Origin of the sequence: Nocardia yunnanensis (assembly GCF_003626895.1) — a bacterium.
Classification (GTDB): Bacteria; Actinomycetota; Actinomycetes; order Mycobacteriales; family Mycobacteriaceae; genus Nocardia; species Nocardia yunnanensis.
In genome coordinates this window covers 291,281-309,640 of sequence record NZ_CP032568.1, presented here as the reverse complement: position 1 = coordinate 309,640, position 18,360 = coordinate 291,281, and the positions used below count along the sequence as shown (strand labels likewise).

Below are 18,360 nucleotides of genomic sequence, written 5' to 3'. Positions count from 1 at the left end.
GAGAACGCGACGACTGATTTCGTGAGTTCGGGGTAACTCCCGGGGCACGCCCGAAATCGGTTCGGCTGGTACCGCCGGCACGGGTTGCCGGCGGTACACGCTCCTTAGCTGTCCGCTGAATATGCGGGGAGGCGGGCTAGCCTGATGGTATGGACGCTGTCGCGGTAGTCCCCACCCCGGCGAACGAACCGGTGCACACCTACGCGCCGGGCAGTCGCGAACGTGAGCTGCTGACCGGCAAGCTGGTCGAGATCTCCGCCGACCACGTGGATGTGCCGCTGGTGATCGGCGGCGAGCATCAGCCCGGGGCGGGAAAGCGGCTGAATATCACGATGCCGCACCGGCACCGACACGTGCTGGGCACCTATACCGACACCACGCACGACGAGGCCCGCGCCGCCATCGCGGCGGCGACGGCCGCCGCGCCGGGCTGGCGGGCGCTGCCCTTCGAGGAACGCGCCGCCGTCCTGTTGCGCGCGGCCGACCTGCTGGCCGGGCCGTGGCGCGAGACCCTCGCCGCCGCCACCATGCTCGGGCAGTCGAAATCGGTGCAGCAGGCCGAAATCGACGCACCCTGCGAACTCGTGGACTTCTGGCGGTTCAATGTCGCGTTCGCGCGGCGGATCCTGAGCGAACAGCCGGAGTCGACGGCGGGGACGTGGAATCGGATGGACTATCGGCCCCTGGAGGGGTTCGTGTACGCCATCACCCCGTTCAACTTCACCGCCATCGCCGGGAACCTGCCCACCGCGCCCGCGCTCATGGGCAATACCGTCGTGTGGAAACCCTCTCCGACGCAGACGCTTTCGGCGTATCTCACCATGCGGCTGCTGGAGGAGGCGGGCCTGCCGCCGGGTGTGATCAATATGGTGACCGGCGATGGGATCAAGCTGTCGGAGGTGGCGCTGGCCGACCCGAGGCTGGCGGGCATCCACTTCACCGGATCGACCCGCACCTTCCAGTACCTGTGGCAGAGCGTCGGCTCGAATATCGGCCGCTATCACGGCTATCCGAGGCTGGTGGGGGAGACCGGCGGCAAGGACTTCATCCTGGCGCACCCGTCCGCCGACCCGGATGCTTTGCGCACGGCCCTGATTCGCGGGGCCTACGAGTATCAAGGCCAGAAGTGCTCGGCCGCCTCCCGCGCCTACATCCCCCGATCGGTGTGGCGGCGGATGGGGCAGGACTTCCTGTCCGAGGCGGAGTCCCTGACGTACGGTGACGTGGCCGAGCTGTCGAATTTCGGTGGGGCCGTGATCGATGCGCGTTCCTTCGCGAAATGCGAGGCCGCCATCGACCGCGCCAAGGGGGCCGGGATCGACATCCCGGTCGGCGGCACCTGCGACGACGGCGAGGGCTGGTTCGTACGCCCCACCGTGCTGCTCGGCGACGATCCGGGTGACGAGGCGTTCGCGACCGAGTACTTCGGCCCGATCCTGTCGATCTACGTCTACGACGACACCGCCCCCGACGCCTTCGCCGACGTCCTCGACATCGTCGACTCCACCTCCCCGTACGCCCTCACCGGCGCGATCTTCGCCCGCGACCGGCACGCGGTCGAAACCGCCGCCACCGCACTGCGATTCGCGGCGGGCAACTTCTACGTCAACGACAAACCCACCGGTGCGGTCGTGGGCCAGCAGCCCTTCGGCGGCGCGCGCTCCTCCGGCACCGACGACAAGGCGGGCTCCTACCTCAACCTGCTGCGCTGGGTCGCGCCCCGCACGCTGAAGGAAACCTTCGTTCCCCCCACCGATTTCCGCTACCCCCACATGGAGGTGCGATGAATCCGCTGCGACCGGCGATCCTGGCGGCGGCCGGATCGACCAGACTGAAGGACGCCATCACACGCGTGCCGGTGACTGCCGCCGTGGTCCGCCGCTTCGTCGCCGGCGAGACGCGCGCCGAGCTGGCACCGGTGGCGCGCGCCCTGCTCGCGAGCGGGCGTTCGGTCAGCGTCGACTTCCTCGGCGAGTACACCACCGACCGCACGCAGGCGAATGCCGCGGTGGCGGAATATCTTTCGCTCATCGACGATCTCGCCGAGATCGAGCACGCGGTGCCGGGCCCGCGGTCGCAGATACCGCGGGTGGAGGTGTCGGTGAAGCTGTCGGCGCTGGGACAGACCCTGGAGCAGGACGGTCCGGCCATCGCCGCGGAGAACCTGCACAAGCTGTGCGCCAAGGCCGCCGAGCGCCACGTCTGGGTGACCGTGGACGCCGAGGACCATGCCAGTATCGACGACGCCCTGGAAGCCGTCCGCCGGGCGCGTGCCGAATTCCCCTGGCTGGCGGTGGCTTTGCAGACCTACCTGCGCCAGGCCGAGGACCGCGCCCGCGACCTGGCTACCGACGGCACCCGAATTCGCCTGTGCAAGGGCGCTTATCAGGAGCCCGCGACCGTCGCCTATCGGCGTCGCGCCGAGGTCGACGCCTCCTACCTGCGCTGTCTCGGCGTGCTCATGCGCGACGCCTGGTACCCGATGATCGCCTCCCACGATCCGGCCATGATCGCCGCCGCCCTCACCCTGGCCACCGAGAACAACCGCACGCCAGGCGATTACGAATTCCAGATGCTCTACGGCATCCGCGACGCCGAACAGCGCCGCCTGGTGGGCGACGGCCACGCTTTACGCGTCTACATCCCCTATGGCACCCAGTGGTACGGCTACCTCATGCGCCGCCTGGCCGAACGACCCGCCAACCTCGGCTTCTTCCTGCGCGCACTGGCCGAGCGCTAGACCAGCGGGCGGCCCAGGCGGCGGCGCAGCCGCATGTCGGCGAGATAGAAGTTGAAGGGGAACAGGCGAATCACCGTGGGCATGCGGGTCCAGATCGCGGACAGCACGCGCAGGAATCCGGCGAAGACGCGTTCGTCGCGCGCGGTCCAGGACATGCCCATCTGGCTGCGCAGGTGCGGCGGCAGCAGGGCGGTGACGATGAACCTATGCAGGCCGCCGAACGCGATCTGCAGCGGCCAAGGCAGCATCTTCAGATCGGTGAGGGCATTGAAGTAGGTGCGGGTGGCCTCGTCGATGGTCTTGGTGGCGAGGTTCTCCTCCCAGTAGACGTAGAAGTCGTCCCGGGTGGCCGGCCACATCTCCGGGCGCATCTGCAGGGTGGTGCCCAGCCGCGCGCAATGCTGGTAGAACGCCTCGGCCACACCGGGATCCATCGGACCGCGCATGCGGTGAATGATGTCGTCGAAGCCCCAGTAGATGCTGGCGGCCACCCACAGCTGGAGCTTCGGGTCGAAGGCGTTGTACTTGACCGGGCTGCCGGGTTTGGTGCGGATGCTGCGATGCGAACGGTTGACCGCCTCGCGGTAGGCGGCGCGATCGGCCTCGCTGCCGAGCATGGCGACGGCCAGGTAGGTGAGGGTGGTGCGCAGCCGCTTGAGCGGACGCACCATGACCGAGCCGCTGTGCACGTCGGATTCCATCACGCCGTAGGCGACCGGGGTCAGGGAGAGCTGCATGATCACATTGGCCGCGCCGCCGAGAAAAGCGCCGATGCCGTCGACGTGCTCGCGGACTTCGGCTATGGTCATCGGCTCGGAGCCGACCGGTTCGTCGTCGAACTTGCGCAGTGGGGCGGTCATCGTTGACTCGTCTCCTCGTCGGCACTCCCCACCCACAGGCGAGAGTGTGAGAAATTTCGCTACTCACCTTCTCACCGCGGGGTGGTGGTGTCAATGTGCGAAGATTGGTGCCTCACCGTTTCTTTTCGACCGGAAAGGGCCCGGACCATGGCCAAACTGGCCAAACTGCTGCCGCTCGTCCGTGGATCCGGTCCCGAGGACCGCAATCAGGCCAAGGTCCTCGACGCCGCCCTGCTGGCCTTCCTCGACTTCGGCATCAAGCGCACGAGCATGGTCGAGGTCGCCCGGCGCGGCGGGCTCTCGCTGGCCACCCTCTACCGCCGCTACGCCGGCAAGAACGATCTCATCCAGGCCGTCGGCCTGCGGCAGGCCCGCCAGCTCGTCGACGATATCGACGCCAAGGTGCGCGAGCCGATCGACCGCGACGCCAGCGCCGAGGAACAGATCACCGTGCTGTTCATCGCCTTCCTCGAGGGACTGCGCGGCAACCAGCTGCTGGGCCGGCTGCTCAAGACCGAACCCGAGATCGTGCTGCCGTATCTGACCGTGCAGGGCGCGCCCGTCATCGAACTCGGCCGCGACTACCTCGCCGAGTTCATCGCCCGGTTGCAGGCCGAAGGCAAACTGCCGCACTACGATCCGCTGCCGCTGGCCGAGATGATCGCCCGCGCGGCGCTGTCGCTGGCCTTGACGCCGCAGACGGTCATCCCGCTCGATGATCCGGTGGCGCTGCGCGAGTTCGCGCGCGACCACATCATTCCCGGCTTCCGAATCCTCTGAGTCGCAACGGCTCTCACACCAGCCGCAGGCCCAGTCGGCGACGCAGCCGCATGTCGTAGAGGTAGGCGTTGAGCGGGAAGGACCGCACCGACTCAGGCACCACGCCCTCCGCCGCCCCGACCACGCGCAGCAGCCGCGCCAGCGTCCGATCCTGCCGCGGGCTCCAGCTCATCCCCATCTCGTCCCGAAGGTGTTGCGGCAGCAGCCCGGTCACGAAATACCGGTGCATGCCGCCGAAGGCCAGCTGGAACGGGCGCGGCAGCATCTTCAGATCGATCAGGTCCTCGAAGTACGCCTTGATCGCGGGATCGATGCGAGTCCGCGCGAGGTTCTCGGCCCAATAGCGTTCGAAGGCTTCGCGATCCGCGGGCCACATCTCCTCGCGCACCTGCAGGGTCGTGCCCATGCGGGCCGAATGCCGGTAGAAGGCGTCGGCGTCGTACTCGTCCATCGGGCCGTGCATGCGCTCGTAGAGATCGCGCGCGCCCCAGTACAGGCAGGCCGCCACCCACAGTTGGAGCTTCGGGTCGAAGGCGTTGTAGCGCACCGTGCTTCCCGCGCGGGAGCGGACCTGGCGATGCACGGCGTCGACGGCCGCGCGGTAGGCGGCGCGGTCGGCCTCGTCGCCGAGCAGGGCGACGGCCAGATAGGTCAGGGTGGTGCGCAGCCGCTTGACCGGGCGGATCATGACATTGCCGGATTCCACCGGACTCTCGACCACGCCGTAGCCGACGGGCGGATTCGACAGCTGCATGATCACATTCGCGGCCGCGCCGAAGAAACCGGCGGCGCCGTCGAGATACTGGCGGATGTCGATCTCGGGGTCGGCGTCGAGGGCCGACGGATCGGGAAGCGGCTGGGTCATCGTTGACCACATCCTCAGGTGAGAAGGTTGTACAGAAACTGTCTTACCCACTCGTATCGCCTGTCAACCGGCTCGACGGGTTCGCAAGCGATTCGTTGCCGATCCGCTCCGGTAGCGTGGGCGCGTGCTGCTGAGCTCGCTGAACCCCGCCGCCATCGCCGCCGGAGCCGATATCCCGGATGCCGTCACCATCGACGGGGAAACCCTGTCGCGCGGCGATCTGCTCGGCGCGGCCACCTCCGTCGCCGAACGCGTCGCGCAGGCCCGCCGGGTGGCCGTGCTGGCCGAACCGACCCTCACCACCGTGCTGGCCGTGGTCGGCGCTCTCATCGCCGGGGTGACCGTGGTACCGGTCCCGCCGGACGCGGGCAGCGCGGAACTGGCTCACCTGCTGGCGGATTCGGGTGCGCAGGCATGGCTGGGCACCGCCCCCGCGGGCGCCGAGCTGCCGGTGATCCCGGTGCGCAAGCACGCGCGCTCGTGGCATCGCTACGCCGAACCCGCCGGACGTTCGACCGCGTTCATCCTCTACACCTCCGGCACCACCGGCGCGCCCAAAGGCGTGATGCTCAGCCGCGACGCCATCGCCGCGGGCCTGGACGCGCTCGCCGACGCGTGGGGCTGGACCTCGAAAGACACGCTGGTGCACGGACTTCCGCTGTTCCATGTGCACGGGCTGATTCTCGGCCTGCTGGGCCCGCTGCGGGTCGGCAGCCCGCTGGTGCACACCGGCAAGCCCACCCCGGGCGCGTACGCGCAAGCGCCCGGCACCATCTACTTCGGCGTGCCCACCGTCTGGTCGCGAATCGTCGAAGACCCCGACGCGGCACAGCAATTGGCGAAGGCGCGCATTCTGATCTCCGGCAGCGCGCCGCTGCCCGTGCCGGTGTTCGAGCGGCTGGCCGAGCTCACCGGCCACGCGCCGCTCGAGCGCTACGGCATGAGCGAAACCATGATCACCCTCTCCACCCGGCCCGACGGGGAACGCCGCCCCGGCTGGGTCGGCACGCCGGTCGCCGGGGTCGAGACCCGGCTGCGCGACGAGGCCGGCCAGCCGGTGCCGCACGACGGGGAAAGCGTTGGCGGCCTGCAGGTTCACGGGCCGATGCTGTTCGACGGCTACTTGGACAAGCCCGAGATCACGGCCGCGAACTTCACCGCCGACGGCTGGTTCAAGACCGGTGACGTCGCCGTCATCGACGCCGACGGCTTCCATCGCATCGTGGGCCGGGAATCGGTGGACCTGATCAAGTCCGGCGGCTACCGCATCGGCGCGGGCGAGATCGAGACCTCGCTGCTGGGGCATCCGGCGGTGGCCGAGACCGCGGTCGTCGGCGTGCCGGACGACGATCTCGGGCAGCGCATCGTCGCCTACGTGGTGTTGCGCGACGGCGCGGGGGAGTCGGTCGCCGAATCGCTCATCGCGCATGTGGCGGGCGAACTTTCGGCGCACAAGCGGCCGCGCGAGGTGCGGGTGGTCGAATCCCTGCCGCGCAATGCCATGGGCAAAGTGCAGAAGAAGCTGCTGGCTTGACCTCGAGTGCGGTCCAGGTTCTAGCGTGATCGCCATGACCGCATCTCTGTCACCCGCCCAGATCGAATACCTGAACAGTCAGCGGCTGGGGCGGCTCGCCACCATCCGCCCCGACGGCTCCCCGCAGAACAATCCGGTGGGTTTTCGCTACAACGCCGCGCTGGGCACCATCGACATCGGTGGGCGCGACCTCGGCGCCAGCCAGAAGTTCCGCAACCTGCTGAAGGAGGAACGGGTCTCCTTCGTGGTGGACGACATCGCATCCGTGCAGCCCTGGGAGGTGCGCATGCTCGAAATCCGGGGCACCGCACAGGCTTTGCGCGACGTCGAACCCTTCTACCCCGGCCTTTCCCCGGAACTCATTCGCATCACGCCGGAACGGATCATCGCCTTCGGCATCGGCTGACCCCGCGCCGGTGCCGGTGAATTCGGGGTCTCGCCGAGGGCGTGGGCGAACCCCTAGCGTCGTGAGCGCTGATTGCGGACTTTCCAAGGAGATTCGAACGATGCTCACTCCCGTGCGCACCGCGGTGGCCGCCGCGGCCGTCTTCGCGGGCCTGCTGGCACCCGTCGCCGCGGCGACCGCCGACACGCTGCCCCTCACTCCGATGGCCCAGTCGGCCGAGCCGGTCGCCTCAGGATCCTCCGGCACCGGATCGGTGAACACCGGTCCCACCGGCACCGGATCCTTCGATCCGTCGCCGACCGGATCATCGAACGTGATCAAGTCGCTGCAGACCGGCTCGGGCAGCTGCACCAAGCCGTCGTTCCCGATCGTCGACGGGTTCCCCCCGCCGTGGTGCGTGCTCTACAACTGAGCGCCCGAACGAGCGAAACCCCCTGTGACCCTAGGCCACAGGGGGTGTCGTCGTTCAAGCATCAGTCGACCGTTGATCAGTCGTTGGCGTGCAGTGCGGCGTTGAGCTCGACGCCGGTGCCCTTGCGCGGGCGCACCTCGACCGCGCCGGTCACCGAGTTGCGGATGAACAGCAGGTTCGAATTGCCCGACAGCTCACCGGCTTTGACGACCTCGCCGCCCGGCAGGGTCACCTTGGTGCCCGCGGTGACGTAGAGGCCGGCTTCGATCACGCAGTCGTCGCCCAGCGAGATGCCCAGGCCCGAGTTGGCGCCCAGCAGGCAGCGCTCGCCGAGCGAGATGACCTGCTTGCCGCCGCCGGACAGGGTGCCCATGATGGACGCGCCGCCGCCGACATCGGAGCCGTCGCCGACCACGACACCGGCCGAAATGCGGCCCTCCACCATGGAGGTGCCGAGGGTGCCGGCATTGAAGTTGACGAAGCCCTCGTGCATGACCGTGGTGCCCGAGGCCAGGTGTGCGCCCAGGCGCACGCGGTCGGCGTCGGCGATGCGGACGCCCGAGGGCAGCACGTAGTCGACCATGCGCGGGAACTTGTCCACACCGTACACGGTGACCGGGCCGCGGGCGCGCAGCTTCATGCGGGTGAGCTCGAACTCCTCGGTCGAGCAGGGACCGTGGTTGGTCCACACCACATTGGCGAGCAGACCGAACTGGCCGTCCAGGCTCACGCCGTGCGGGCGGACCAGGCGGTGCGAGAGCAGGTGCAGGCGCAGCCAGACATCGTGGGTGTCGACGGGCGCCGCGGACAGGTCGGCGATGGTGGTGCGCACCGCGACGATCTCGACGCGGCGGGCCTCGTCGGGGCCGACCGACGCGGCGAACTTGGCGTACTCGGGGTCGGAGGCGTCCAGCCGCTTGCTGCCGGTATCGCTGAATTCACCCAGTTCGGGGTAGGGATACCAGGTGTCGAGCACCGTTCCGTTCGCGGTGATGGTGGCGAGGCCGACTGCTGAAGCTCCCTGAGTACTCACGTCCCCCTACGTTACCGGGCTGTGAATTCGTACCGCATGCGGTGTCTATTTGTGCCAACGCAGCCACCGTGCGGAGAGCGGAGGCCATTCCTCCTTTAGGGTGGATGAAGTGACCCCTCTCGATTTGAGTGCCGACCCCATTTCACTCACCGCCGCGCTCGTGGACATTCCCAGCGTGTCGAAGAACGAGAAGGTCATCGCGGACATCGTGGAAAAGGCGGTGCGCGAGCAGACTTCCGGATTCGAAATCCTGCGGCACGGCAATACCGTGCTGGCGCGCACCAACCGTGGCCTGCCCACCCGGGTCATTCTGGCCGGTCACCTGGACACCGTGCCCATCGCCGACAATGTGCCCAGCCACTTCGAGACCACCGCCGACGGGGAACGGCAGCTGTGGGGTTGCGGCAGCGTCGATATGAAATCCGGGGACGCGGTCTTCCTGCATCTGGCCGCCACCGTGGCCGATCCGGTGCACGATCTGACGCTCATCTTCTATGACTGCGAGGAGATCGCCGCCGAGTTCAACGGTCTCGGCCGCATCGAACGCGAACTCCCGGAATGGCTCGAGGGCGATCTCGCCATTCTCGGTGAACCCTCCGGCGGCTGGATCGAGGCCGGCTGCCAGGGCACCCTGCGCGTGCGCCTGACCACCACCGGCGTGCGCGCGCACACCGCGCGAGCCTGGCTGGGGGACAACGCGATTCACCGGCTGGCCCCCATCCTGGAGCGGCTGGCCGCCTACCGGGCGCGCGAGGTCGAGATCGACGGCTGCACCTACCGCGAGGGCCTGTCCGCGGTCGGCATCGAGGGCGGCGTCGCGGGCAATGTGGTGCCGGACGCGGCCAGCGTCTACGTGAACTTCCGCTTCGCCCCCGACCGCACCCTGGACCAGGCCACCGAGCACGTGCGCGAGGTCTTCGCCGGGCTGGAACTGGATTTCGAGCGCACCGACGGCGCACCCGGCGCACTGCCGGGCCTGTCCAACCCGGCCGCCAAGGACCTCATCGAGATCGTGCACGCGCACGGCAGCGGCGGGGTGCGCGCCAAGTACGGCTGGACCGATGTCTCACGATTCGCCGCCCGCGGCATCCCGGCCGTCAATTTCGGCCCCGGCGACCCGAACCTCGCGCACAAACTCGACGAGCATCTGCCCGTCGACCAGATCACCCAGGTCACGTCGATGCTGCGCAGTTATCTCACCGGAGCCAAAGGCTGACAAACATGCAGGCAGAGGTGCCCGAAGGTTCGCGGCGCGTCTCGATTCTGGACTGCGGCTGGATAGACCTCCGCCTTGGAGCGGGGGAGCGAAGCGGAGGAGCGGAGGGAGGGAAGAATCGAGACTTTCAGCGCCGCGAACCCCGCCCGTAGCGAAGCGGAGGGCGAATTAGATACTGCCTGCATGTCTGCTGACGAAGAGGTGCGTTCGCCGAAGACTCCACGGTTTCGTGGGCCGATCATGTTGCGGCGGGATCGGAAGAAGGGGATAGGGACTACCGATCAGCATCTGCTCGACGAGCGGGGCGGGGCCGATTGGGTGCACACCGATCCGTGGCGGGTGCTGCGCATTCAGGCCGAATTCGTCGAGGGTTTCGGTGCGTTGGCGGAGGTGCCGCGTGCGGTGGCGGTGTTCGGGTCGGCGCGCACGCCGGCCGACTCGCCGGAGTATCAGGCCGGGATGGCCATCGGAAGCGCCTTGGCCCGAGCGGGTTTCGCGGTCATCACCGGCGGTGGACCGGGCGCGATGGAGGCGGCCAACCGGGGTGCGTCGGAGGCCGGCGGGTATTCGATCGGGCTGGGCATCGAGTTGCCGTTCGAGCAGCATCTCAACGAGTGGGTCGATCTCGGCATCAACTTCCGGTACTTCTTCGCGCGCAAGACCATGTTCGTGAAGTACGCCCAGGCGTTCGTCTGCATGCCGGGCGGATTCGGCACCCTCGACGAACTCTTCGAGGCGCTCACCCTGGTGCAGACCCACAAGATCACTCGCTTCCCGATCATCCTGTTCGGCACCAAATACTGGGCGGGACTGATGGATTGGATGCGTGACTCGCTGCTGGGCTCGGCCAAGATCGCGCCCGGTGACCTGGGGCTGCTGCATGTCACCGACAGCGTGGAGGAAGTGGTCGACATCGTGGTGCAGGCCGCGCAGGCCCGTCACGAACTCGAACAGGCCGGGGTGGAGGACCAGTGGTGAACGAGCCCTACGCGGTCTGCGTGTACTGCTCCGCGTCCGTGGACGATCCGCGCGCCCTGGAGCTGGCCGCCCGGGTCGGCGCCGAGATCGGCCGCCGCGGTTGGCAATTGGTGTCCGGCGGCGGCAATGTCTCGATGATGGGCGCGGTCGCGCAGGCGGCCCGCGCGGCCGGCGCCCGCACCGTCGGCGTGATCCCGAAGAAGCTGGTGCACCGCGAGGTCGCCGACACCGACGCCGACGAACTCGTCGTCACCGACTCCATGCGCGAGCGCAAACAGATCATGGACGATCGCGCCGACGCCTTCCTGACGCTGCCCGGCGGCATCGGCACGCTGGAGGAGTTCTTCGAGACCTGGACCGGTTCCTACCTCGGCGTGCACGAGAAGCCGGTGGTGGTGCTGGATCCGCAGCGGCACTACGCGGGACTGTTCGAATGGATCGACGGGCTGCGCGATCTCGGGTACGCCAACCAGGAGGCCATCGACCGCGTGGTGGTGACCGCGGACCTCGAGGCCGCCTTCGACGCGCTGCGCCCGAGTTACTGAGCCGGCGCAGCGGGTATCTCGACCGCAGCCACACCGGCCCTGGCCATTCCTCGACAAGACCGGTCGGATCGGCAAGGGTGGGCGGAGGCGCGAGCACGACCCCGTGAGGAGCACAGCGAAGTGAATACGGACGCCCGTTCGACCGTGAGCCTGTTGGACTTGGCCCGCAGTCTGCCCGGCATGGCGACGCAAGCCCCCGGCATGATCCGCAATGCCCTTCGGCTGCTGGTGAAATCCGGGGACAAGGCGTCGATCGGACTGTTCTTCCAACGTGCCGCGGCCAAACATCCCGACCGGGTCTTCCTGCGCTTCGAGGGCCGCGAATACACCTGGGGCGAGGCCAACGCCGAGGTCAATCGGTACGCGAATGTGCTTGTCGCGCACGGCGTGCGCCGCGGCGACGTGGTCGGCATCCTGATGGCGAACCGGCCCGAGGCGCTGTTCACCGTGCTGGCCACCGTGAAACTCGGCGCCACCGCGGGATTGCTGAACCACAATCAGCGAGACGAGGTGCTGCAGCACAGCTTCGGGCTGTTGAACTCGGTGCTCGACGTGATCGGCGAGGAGTGCGCCGACGCGCTCGACACCCTCACCGAGGCGCGGCCGGCCCCGCTGTGGTCGGAGTTGCTGGCCACCGAGGCCCGCGCCGCCGACGCCGCGAATCCGGCTGTGACCGAGGAGATCACGGCCAAGGAGCGGGCCTACCTGATCTTCACCTCCGGCACTACGGGCATGCCCAAGGCCAGCGTCATGACCCATATGCGCTGGACCAAGTCCATGGCCGGCATCGGCGGGCTCGGGGTGCGGCTCGACGGCCGCGACACCCTCTACTGCTGTCTGCCGCTCTATCACAACAACGCGCTCACCGTTGCGCTGTCGTCGGTGATCGCGGGCGGCGCGACCTTCGCGCTGGGCCGCAAATTCTCGGCGAGCCGATTCTGGGAGGAGGCCATCGCCAATCGCGCGACCGCCTTCGTCTACATCGGCGAGCTGTGCCGCTATCTGCTCAACCAGCCCGCCCGGCGCACCGACCGCGCGCACACCGTGCGGCTGTGCGTCGGCAACGGCCTGCGGCCGGAGATCTGGGACGAGTTCCAGCAGCGCTTCGGCCTGGAGCGGATCGTCGAGTTCTACGGCGCCAGTGAGGGAAACGTCGCGTTCATCAACGCCTTCAGCATCGACAAGACCGCCGGTTTCACCCCGCTGCCCTTCGCCATCGTCGAATACGACGAGGCCACCGGTCAGGCGCTGCGCCACGACGACGGCAAGCTGCGCCGGGTGCGCCCGGGCGGGGTCGGCCTGCTGCTGGCCAAGGTCACCACCAGCTCGCCGTTCGACGGCTACACCGACGCCGACGCCACCGAATCCAAGCTGGTGCGTGACGGTTTCCGCGCCGGCGACTGCTGGTTCGACACCGGCGACCTGGTGCGCGATCAGCGCTACGGCCACATCGCCTTCGTCGACCGGCTCGGCGACACCTTCCGCTGGAAGGGCGAGAACGTGGCCACCACGGAGGTCGAGGGCGCCTTCGGCGGCATCGATTTCCTCACCCAGGCAGTCGTTTTCGGCGTCGACGTCCCCGGCACGGACGGCAAGGCCGGCATGGCCGCGGTGACGCTGCGCGAGGGCGCCGACTTCGACGGCAAGCTCGCCGCCAAAACCCTCTACGACCGCCTGCCCGGCTACGCCGTCCCCCTGTTCATCCGCGTGGTGCCGGAGCTGGAACAGACTTCCACCTTCAAGAGCCGCAAGGTCGAAGTCCGCAAACAGGGCTACGAGCCCGACGACAAGTCCACCCTCTATGTCCTCGCCGGCCGCACCGACGGCTACGTTCCCGCATACCCCGACTACCCCGCCGACGTAGCCGCGGGCAAAGCCCCCGCCAATTGAATTGGAGCAGTCGATTACCGCAACGGCCCACTATCTGTTCGCGGCCCGGCTCGGTCTGGACTGCGCTCCGCCTCTCCGCGCTTGGAGCGGAGGAGCGAAGCGGGGGAGCGAAGGAGGGAAGACCGAGCTAGCAGGGCCGCGAACCGCCCCGGAGCGAAGCGAAGGGGCAAATAGGACACTGCTGCCCATTTGGTGTGTGACAGCGCTCGGTACAGTCGAGGGCATGTGTGCGCCGTTGCCGACATTGTGCGGGAAGCCGGTGGCGACGGATCGGGCGCTGGTGATGGCGATCGTGAACCGGACGCCGGACTCGTTCTATGACAAGGGCGCGACGTTCACCGACGATGCCGCCATGAATGCCGTGGATCGGGCCGTGGCCGAGGGCGCGGATCTGGTCGATATCGGCGGGGTCAAGGCCGGACCGGGCGTCGAGGTGGACGCCGTCGAGGAGACCCGCCGGGTGGTGCCGTTCGTGGCCGCCATCCGAGCGCGGTACCCGGAGTTGCTCATCAGCGTGGACACCTGGCGGTCCGGGGTGGCGCGAGCCGCGGTGGCCGAAGGCGCGGATCTGATCAACGACACGTGGGCGGGCGCGGATCCGGAACTGGTGCACGTGGCCGCCGAACTGGGCACCGGAATCGTGTGCTCCCACACCGGGGGTGCGGTTCCGCGCACCCGTCCGCACCGGGTCCGGTACGCCGATGTGGTGACCCAGGTCACCGAGACGGTGGTGGCCGCGGCCGAAAATGCTGCGGCGGCCGGGGTGGCCAAGGACTCGATTTTGATCGATCCGACCCATGATTTCGGCAAAAACACCTATCACGGGCTGGAATTGTTGCGGGCGATAGACGTTCTTGTGAAAACCGGATGGCCCGTCTTGATGGCGCTGAGCAATAAGGATTTCATCGGAGAGACTCTTGGTGTCGAGCTGTCCGAGCGATTGGAGGGCACATTGGCAGCGACTGCTTGGTCGGCCGCCGCGGGCGCCCGCGTGTTCCGAGTGCACGAGGTGGCCCACACCCGCCGGGTGGTGGACATGATCGCCGCCATTCAGGGTCACCGCCCACCCGCCCGTACCCTGCGAGGTCTCGCATGAAAACAGACTGGGTGAACACCAACACCTTCGACCAACCCGAGTGGACCATCGAGGAGCTGATCGCGGCCAAGGGCGACCGCACGGTCTCGGTGGTACTGCCCGCCCTCAACGAGGAAGCCACGGTCGCCGCCGTGGTGGCCAGCATCCGGCCGCTGGTCGGCAGCCTGGTGGACGAACTGGTCGTACTGGACTCCGGCTCCACCGACGCCACCGCGGCCCGCGCACGGGCGGCCGGCGCCGACGTGGTGACCCGCGAACAGGCCGTCCCCGAACTCGATCCGGTACCCGGCAAGGGCGAATGCCTGTGGCGCTCGCTGGCCGTCACCTCCGGCGACCTGATCGCCTTCGTCGACTCCGATCTCATCGATCCGGACCCGAACTTCGTGCCCAAGCTGCTGGGCCCGCTGCTGACCGTCGACGGCATGCACCTCGTCAAGGCCTACTACCGCCGCCCGCTGCGCACCGGCGAGGCGATCGACCACCACGGCGGCGGCCGCGTCACCGAACTGGTGGCCCGCCCGCTGCTGGCGGCCCTGCGCCCCGAACTGTCGAATGTGCTGCAGCCCTTGGGCGGTGAATACGCCGGCACCCGCGAGTTGCTCACCTCGGTGCCCTTCGCGCCCGGCTACGGCGTCGAAATCGGGCTGCTGCTCGACACTTACGACCTGCTGGGCCTGCCGGCCATCGGTCAGGTCAATCTGGGCGTGCGCCAGCACCGCAATCGCCCGCTGGCCGATCTGGGGGTGATGAGCCGTCAGATCCTGGGCACGGTGCTGGGGCGCAGCGGAATTCAGGATTCCGGCGCGGCCCTGACCCAATTCCCGATGGTGGCAGGCGAATTCATCGCGCACGCCACCGAGGTGTCGCTGGCCGACCGGCCGCCGATGAACACGCTGCGCCCCGAGGAGGCGGCCGCGTAGGGCCGTCTCAGCGGTCGTGGCGGTAGATCGGGGTGAGCAGGTCCGCCTCGATCGGCTCGCCGGTGGAGCGGTCGTAGCGCACGCCCACCACCGCCGAGAACGGATGCGTGGCCGCGCGCTCGTGCAGGGTCGCGAGTCTGGTTGCCAGCAGCCGGATCGCGCCCAGCGAGGCGGGCGGATGCAGGCCGTCGATGACCAGCACACTGCCCTTGCCGTCCGGGCGGGGCAGTCGCGCCAGATAGGCGATGTCGTAGGGCTCGGTGCCGCCCGGCCGGTAGACGCGGCGGGCGGCCCGGTCCTCGATGCCTCTGCGCACCCGGCCCGCGCGCGCCACGGTGCGCCGCAGCCGCGGGTCCGCGGCCACGAGATACCGCAGACTGGGCGACAATTCGGGCCCGCCCAGCACGATCAGGCCGTCACGGTCCAGATCGAGCGGGCGGCCGGGGAGGAACCGCTGGACATTGGCGGTGAATCCGAGTTCGCGCAGCAGTTCCACGAGACGGTGCGGTGCCGCAGGGTCCGGAGCGCCGACCAACGCGATGGAGCGGGTCGTGCTGCGGACGTCCGGGGTCAGGATGGTCAGGGGACCGTGGCCGAAGAACAAGCCCTCCGGTACCGGTCCCTGCGTGCTCACCTGATGAATGCGGGCGCGGGAAAGTCCCGCGGCCGCACCGATTCTCGCGAACGTCCAGCCCTCGGCATGCAGTTCGCGGATGACGGCGCGGCGGATGCGAGTCAGCTCGTTGATCTGCTGCTGCGCTGCCGCGACGCCTTCGGTGGCGGCTTTCAGGCGTTCGACCTTGTCCTCGATCGCGAATACCCGTGCCACCTCGTCGGCCGACATGAGCGCAGTCTAGATAGCTGGACAGCATCATGCGTCAAGTCCGGTGGACGAATTCGATCTCAGGTGGCGTCCGGATCCACCGGCGGACGTTCGTTGCGCTCCAGCGGTTTTTGCGGTTTCGGCATGGACAGCGGGCCGGAACCCGTATTGCCGGAACCGTTTCCGCTGTTCGGAGCGCTGAGCGGTTTGTCCAGATTGGTCAGATCATTGAAGCTGTCGAGAATCGAATCGTCACCGTTGAGCAGATGTTTCGTGACCATCGAACGCGGGTTCATACCACGCAGTTCGTTCAACTGCTCCAACGGTTTCCGGATCTCGTCGAATTCCGGACCGAGCTCATTGCGCAATTGCTGCGTTGCGCCAGTGGCGTAATCGCGCGCTTGCTTGAGAGCCTGCGCGGTCCAGCGCACGGCCCCGGGCAGACGCTCGGGACCGAGAATCACAAGTGCGGCGACGAGGAGAATCAACATCTCACCCCAGCCGATATTGCTGAACACGGTGTCTATTTTGCCTTCCGCTTCGCTCCAGGCGGTTCGCGGCCCTGCAAGCTCGGTCTTCCCTCCTCCGCTCCTCCGCTTCGCTCCCCCGCTCCAAGCGCGGGGAGGCGGAGCGCAGTCCAGACCGAGCCGGGCCGCGAACTTTGAGCGGATCTGCCCCTGCGCGCTCTCAGTCCGATTCCAGGGTGACCTGGACGTCGACCTCGCGGCCGTCGCGGATCAGGTGGACGGGGACGGTCTGGCCGATCTCGTGGGACTGTACGGCCACGGTCAGTTCCTCGGGGCCCGAGACGTCGCGGTCGCCGACCTTGACGATCACGTCGCCCTCGACGATGCCCGCCTTGGCGGCCGGGCTGCCGGCCTGCACGTCGGCCACCTGCGCACCGCTCATCACGTCATTGGCGACGATCTTGGTCTTGGCGCTCACGCCCAGCCGCGGGTGGTGCACCGAGCCGTCGTGGATGAGCGCCTGCGAGATCCGCTTGACCTGATCCACCGGAATCGCGAAGCCCAGGCCCACCGAACCGCCGCTCTCGGACTTGATGGCCGAGTTGATGCCGATCAGCCGGCCCTGCATATCCACCAGCGCGCCACCGGAGTTGCCGTGGTTGATGGCGGCGTCGGTCTGCACGGCGTCCAGGGTGGCGTCGGTGTCGGTGCCCTCGCCGCCCACCTTCACCGGGCGGTGCAGCGCCGACACAATGCCGGAGGTGACGGTCTTCTCCAGGCCCAGCGGCGAACCGATGGCCAGCACGTCGTCACCGACCTGCACGTCGTTGGAGTTGCCGAGCTGGATCACCGACAGGTTCTTCACGTCGACCTTGAGCACTGCCAGATCGGATTTGATGTCGCGGCCCACGATCTGCACGGGCGCCTTCTGGCCGTCGGAGAACACCACGTCCAGCTTGGCCTTGCCGGATTTGTCGTTGGCGGCCAGCGAGATCACGTGATTGTTGGTGACGATGTAGCCCTGCCCGTCGATCACCACGCCCGAACCCGTGGATCCGGTGTCGCCCAGCCACGCCCGCACCGTGACCACGGCGGGCATGACGGCATTGACCACCTTGGTCACCTGGTTGTGCGCGGCGCCGCCGCTGGGCGCGGACTGCAGCGTCACCTTGCGGGAGGTGAGCGCGGAGGCGGACGAACCGGTGAAGGCGCCCACGAACCCGCCCAGCAATCCGATCACCGCGGCCACGACCGCCAGCACACCCAGCGCCCGCCACGACACCCGGCCGCCGAAGAGCACCTCGCGCGCCCCCAGCTTGGGCCCCGGCGTCAGCGGTCGCGGCTGGGACTGGCCCACCGCCGGAGTCCCCAGGCGCGCGGCCGAATTCGGGTCCCGCCACGGATCGGCGGGCGCGGGCGGCGCGGCCTGCTCGGCGGCCGCCTCCGGATCCCGCTGCAGCAACTCGCTCGAACCGGCCGGGCGGCCGAACGCCTCCGCCAGCACCGCGTCCGGCGGGCGATTCTGAATCTGACTGTCCCCCTGCGGCACCGCGGTCGCGCCGCCGGCCGGACGCGAGGCGAACGAGCCGTGCTGGCCGCTGGGGCGGCGGAAGGCGCGGGCGGTATGCGTGTCCACATGCGGGCGATAGACCGGGCGCGGCCCCAGTACCGGTGCGTCCGACGGCCGCAGGTTCCCCCGTCCGGACGCCGAATCGGATTCCCCCGACAGCGCTGAATTCGCCGCGGGCCCTTCACCCGGAAATGGACCCGTGTTCTTGGATTCGGTGGTCACGCG

The 18,360-nt window shown here is 68.4% G+C and carries 18 protein-coding genes; 12 read left to right on the top strand and 6 right to left on the bottom strand.

What is annotated here, in order from left to right; translation table 11 throughout:
• Nucleotides 1-149: 149 nt before the first annotated feature.
• A complete protein-coding gene (gene pruA / locus D7D52_RS01380) occupies nt 150-1,787 on the top strand; it encodes an L-glutamate gamma-semialdehyde dehydrogenase (RefSeq protein WP_120734693.1) in 1,638 nt (545 codons plus the stop codon).
• A complete protein-coding gene (locus D7D52_RS01375) occupies nt 1,784-2,740 on the top strand; it encodes a proline dehydrogenase family protein (RefSeq protein WP_120734692.1) in 957 nt (318 codons plus the stop codon). Before pruA ends, D7D52_RS01375 begins: the two co-directional genes overlap by 4 nt.
• Here D7D52_RS01375 and D7D52_RS01370 read toward each other — a convergent pair.
• On the bottom strand, nt 2,737-3,600 hold the full coding sequence (locus D7D52_RS01370; RefSeq protein ID WP_120734691.1) for an oxygenase MpaB family protein: 864 nt from the start codon (nt 3,598-3,600) through the stop codon (nt 2,737-2,739). The two genes, D7D52_RS01375 and D7D52_RS01370, sit on opposite strands and share 4 nt — an antisense overlap.
• Nucleotides 3,601-3,747: 147 nt before the next feature.
• On the opposite strand from D7D52_RS01370, the gene D7D52_RS01365 reads away from it, so the two are divergent.
• Complete coding sequence (locus tag D7D52_RS01365; protein ID WP_120734690.1) at nt 3,748-4,380, top strand: TetR/AcrR family transcriptional regulator; 633 nt, start codon at nt 3,748-3,750, stop codon at nt 4,378-4,380.
• Between the two features lie 13 nt (nt 4,381-4,393).
• Here D7D52_RS01365 and D7D52_RS01360 read toward each other — a convergent pair whose 3' ends face one another.
• Nucleotides 4,394-5,245: an oxygenase MpaB family protein gene (locus tag D7D52_RS01360; RefSeq protein ID WP_120734689.1), complete on the bottom strand. Its 852-nt coding sequence runs from the start codon at nt 5,243-5,245 to the stop codon at nt 4,394-4,396.
• A gap of 124 nt (nt 5,246-5,369) precedes the next feature.
• Here D7D52_RS01360 and D7D52_RS01355 point away from each other — a divergent pair, with 124 nt between their 5' ends.
• The 3 genes from D7D52_RS01355 (at nt 5,370) to D7D52_RS01345 (ending at nt 7,597) form a co-directional block, all read left to right on the top strand.
• Nucleotides 5,370-6,779, top strand: coding sequence for an acyl-CoA synthetase (locus tag D7D52_RS01355; RefSeq protein WP_120734688.1), 1,410 nt, complete (start codon nt 5,370-5,372; stop codon nt 6,777-6,779).
• Nucleotides 6,780-6,813: 34 nt separating this feature from the next.
• Complete coding sequence (locus D7D52_RS01350; RefSeq protein ID WP_120743695.1) at nt 6,814-7,185, top strand: PPOX class F420-dependent oxidoreductase; 372 nt, start codon at nt 6,814-6,816, stop codon at nt 7,183-7,185.
• A gap of 100 nt (nt 7,186-7,285) precedes the next feature.
• Nucleotides 7,286-7,597, top strand: a complete 312-nt coding sequence (locus D7D52_RS01345; protein WP_120734687.1) for a hypothetical protein — start codon at nt 7,286-7,288, stop codon at nt 7,595-7,597.
• A 76-nt stretch (nt 7,598-7,673) separates the two neighbouring features.
• Here the strand turns inward: D7D52_RS01345 and dapD are convergent, their stop codons facing one another.
• Complete coding sequence (gene dapD / locus D7D52_RS01340) at nt 7,674-8,630, bottom strand: 2,3,4,5-tetrahydropyridine-2,6-dicarboxylate N-succinyltransferase (protein ID WP_120734686.1); 957 nt, start codon at nt 8,628-8,630, stop codon at nt 7,674-7,676.
• A gap of 109 nt (nt 8,631-8,739) precedes the next feature.
• Here dapD and dapE point away from each other — a divergent pair, with 109 nt between their 5' ends.
• From dapE to D7D52_RS01310, 6 genes are all read left to right on the top strand, one after another.
• Nucleotides 8,740-9,846, top strand: a complete 1,107-nt coding sequence (dapE, locus tag D7D52_RS01335) for a succinyl-diaminopimelate desuccinylase (RefSeq protein WP_120743694.1) — start codon at nt 8,740-8,742, stop codon at nt 9,844-9,846.
• A gap of 183 nt (nt 9,847-10,029) precedes the next feature.
• Nucleotides 10,030-10,824, top strand: a complete 795-nt coding sequence (locus D7D52_RS01330) for an LOG family protein (protein WP_120734685.1) — start codon at nt 10,030-10,032, stop codon at nt 10,822-10,824.
• Complete coding sequence (locus D7D52_RS01325; RefSeq protein ID WP_120734684.1) at nt 10,818-11,369, top strand: LOG family protein; 552 nt, start codon at nt 10,818-10,820, stop codon at nt 11,367-11,369. Before D7D52_RS01330 ends, D7D52_RS01325 begins: the two co-directional genes overlap by 7 nt.
• Before the next feature lie 120 nt (nt 11,370-11,489).
• Nucleotides 11,490-13,259 carry a long-chain-acyl-CoA synthetase gene (locus D7D52_RS01320; protein ID WP_120734683.1) on the top strand — a complete coding sequence of 590 codons (1,770 nt, stop codon included), beginning with the start codon at nt 11,490-11,492 and terminating at the stop codon, nt 13,257-13,259.
• Nucleotides 13,260-13,482: 223 nt separating this feature from the next.
• Nucleotides 13,483-14,355 carry a dihydropteroate synthase gene (gene folP, locus D7D52_RS01315; protein WP_120734682.1) on the top strand — a complete coding sequence of 291 codons (873 nt, stop codon included), beginning with the start codon at nt 13,483-13,485 and terminating at the stop codon, nt 14,353-14,355.
• Nucleotides 14,352-15,275, top strand: a complete 924-nt coding sequence (locus D7D52_RS01310) for a glucosyl-3-phosphoglycerate synthase (protein ID WP_120734681.1) — start codon at nt 14,352-14,354, stop codon at nt 15,273-15,275. The genes folP and D7D52_RS01310 overlap by 4 nt, the downstream gene beginning before the upstream one ends.
• A 7-nt stretch (nt 15,276-15,282) precedes the next feature.
• On the opposite strand, the gene D7D52_RS01305 is transcribed toward D7D52_RS01310, so the two are convergent.
• The 3 genes from D7D52_RS01305 to D7D52_RS01295 all read right to left on the bottom strand — a co-directional run bounded on the left by D7D52_RS01305 (nt 15,283) and on the right by D7D52_RS01295 (nt 18,357).
• Complete coding sequence (locus tag D7D52_RS01305) at nt 15,283-16,119, bottom strand: hypothetical protein (protein WP_120734680.1); 837 nt, start codon at nt 16,117-16,119, stop codon at nt 15,283-15,285.
• A gap of 59 nt (nt 16,120-16,178) precedes the next feature.
• On the bottom strand, nt 16,179-16,616 hold the full coding sequence (gene tatB, locus D7D52_RS01300) for a Sec-independent protein translocase protein TatB (protein WP_120734679.1): 438 nt from the start codon (nt 16,614-16,616) through the stop codon (nt 16,179-16,181).
• Nucleotides 16,617-16,785: 169 nt separating this feature from the next.
• Nucleotides 16,786-18,357 (bottom strand): S1C family serine protease, encoded by a 1,572-nt coding sequence (locus D7D52_RS01295; protein ID WP_425464603.1) that lies wholly within the window; start codon nt 18,355-18,357, stop codon nt 16,786-16,788.
• Nucleotides 18,358-18,360: the final 3 nt, after the last annotated feature.

Bases quoted from the DNA above. Each gene is read 5' to 3' on its own strand.
- D7D52_RS01360 (WP_120734689.1), bottom strand. From the start codon at position 5,245: ATGACCCAGCCGCTTCCCGATCCGTCGGCCCTCGACGCCGACCCCGAG.
- pruA (WP_120734693.1), top strand. From the start codon at position 150: ATGGACGCTGTCGCGGTAGTCCCCACCCCGGCGAACGAACCGGTGCAC.
- D7D52_RS01350 (WP_120743695.1), top strand. From the start codon at position 6,814: ATGACCGCATCTCTGTCACCCGCCCAGATCGAATACCTGAACAGTCAG.
- D7D52_RS01330 (WP_120734685.1), top strand. From the start codon at position 10,030: ATGTCTGCTGACGAAGAGGTGCGTTCGCCGAAGACTCCACGGTTTCGT.
- D7D52_RS01375 (WP_120734692.1), top strand. From the start codon at position 1,784: ATGAATCCGCTGCGACCGGCGATCCTGGCGGCGGCCGGATCGACCAGA.
- D7D52_RS01370 (WP_120734691.1), bottom strand. From the start codon at position 3,600: ATGACCGCCCCACTGCGCAAGTTCGACGACGAACCGGTCGGCTCCGAG.
- D7D52_RS01305 (WP_120734680.1), bottom strand. From the start codon at position 16,119: ATGTCGGCCGACGAGGTGGCACGGGTATTCGCGATCGAGGACAAGGTC.
- D7D52_RS01310 (WP_120734681.1), top strand. From the start codon at position 14,352: ATGAAAACAGACTGGGTGAACACCAACACCTTCGACCAACCCGAGTGG.
- D7D52_RS01345 (WP_120734687.1), top strand. From the start codon at position 7,286: ATGCTCACTCCCGTGCGCACCGCGGTGGCCGCCGCGGCCGTCTTCGCG.
- folP (WP_120734682.1), top strand. From the start codon at position 13,483: ATGTGTGCGCCGTTGCCGACATTGTGCGGGAAGCCGGTGGCGACGGAT.
- D7D52_RS01365 (WP_120734690.1), top strand. From the start codon at position 3,748: ATGGCCAAACTGGCCAAACTGCTGCCGCTCGTCCGTGGATCCGGTCCC.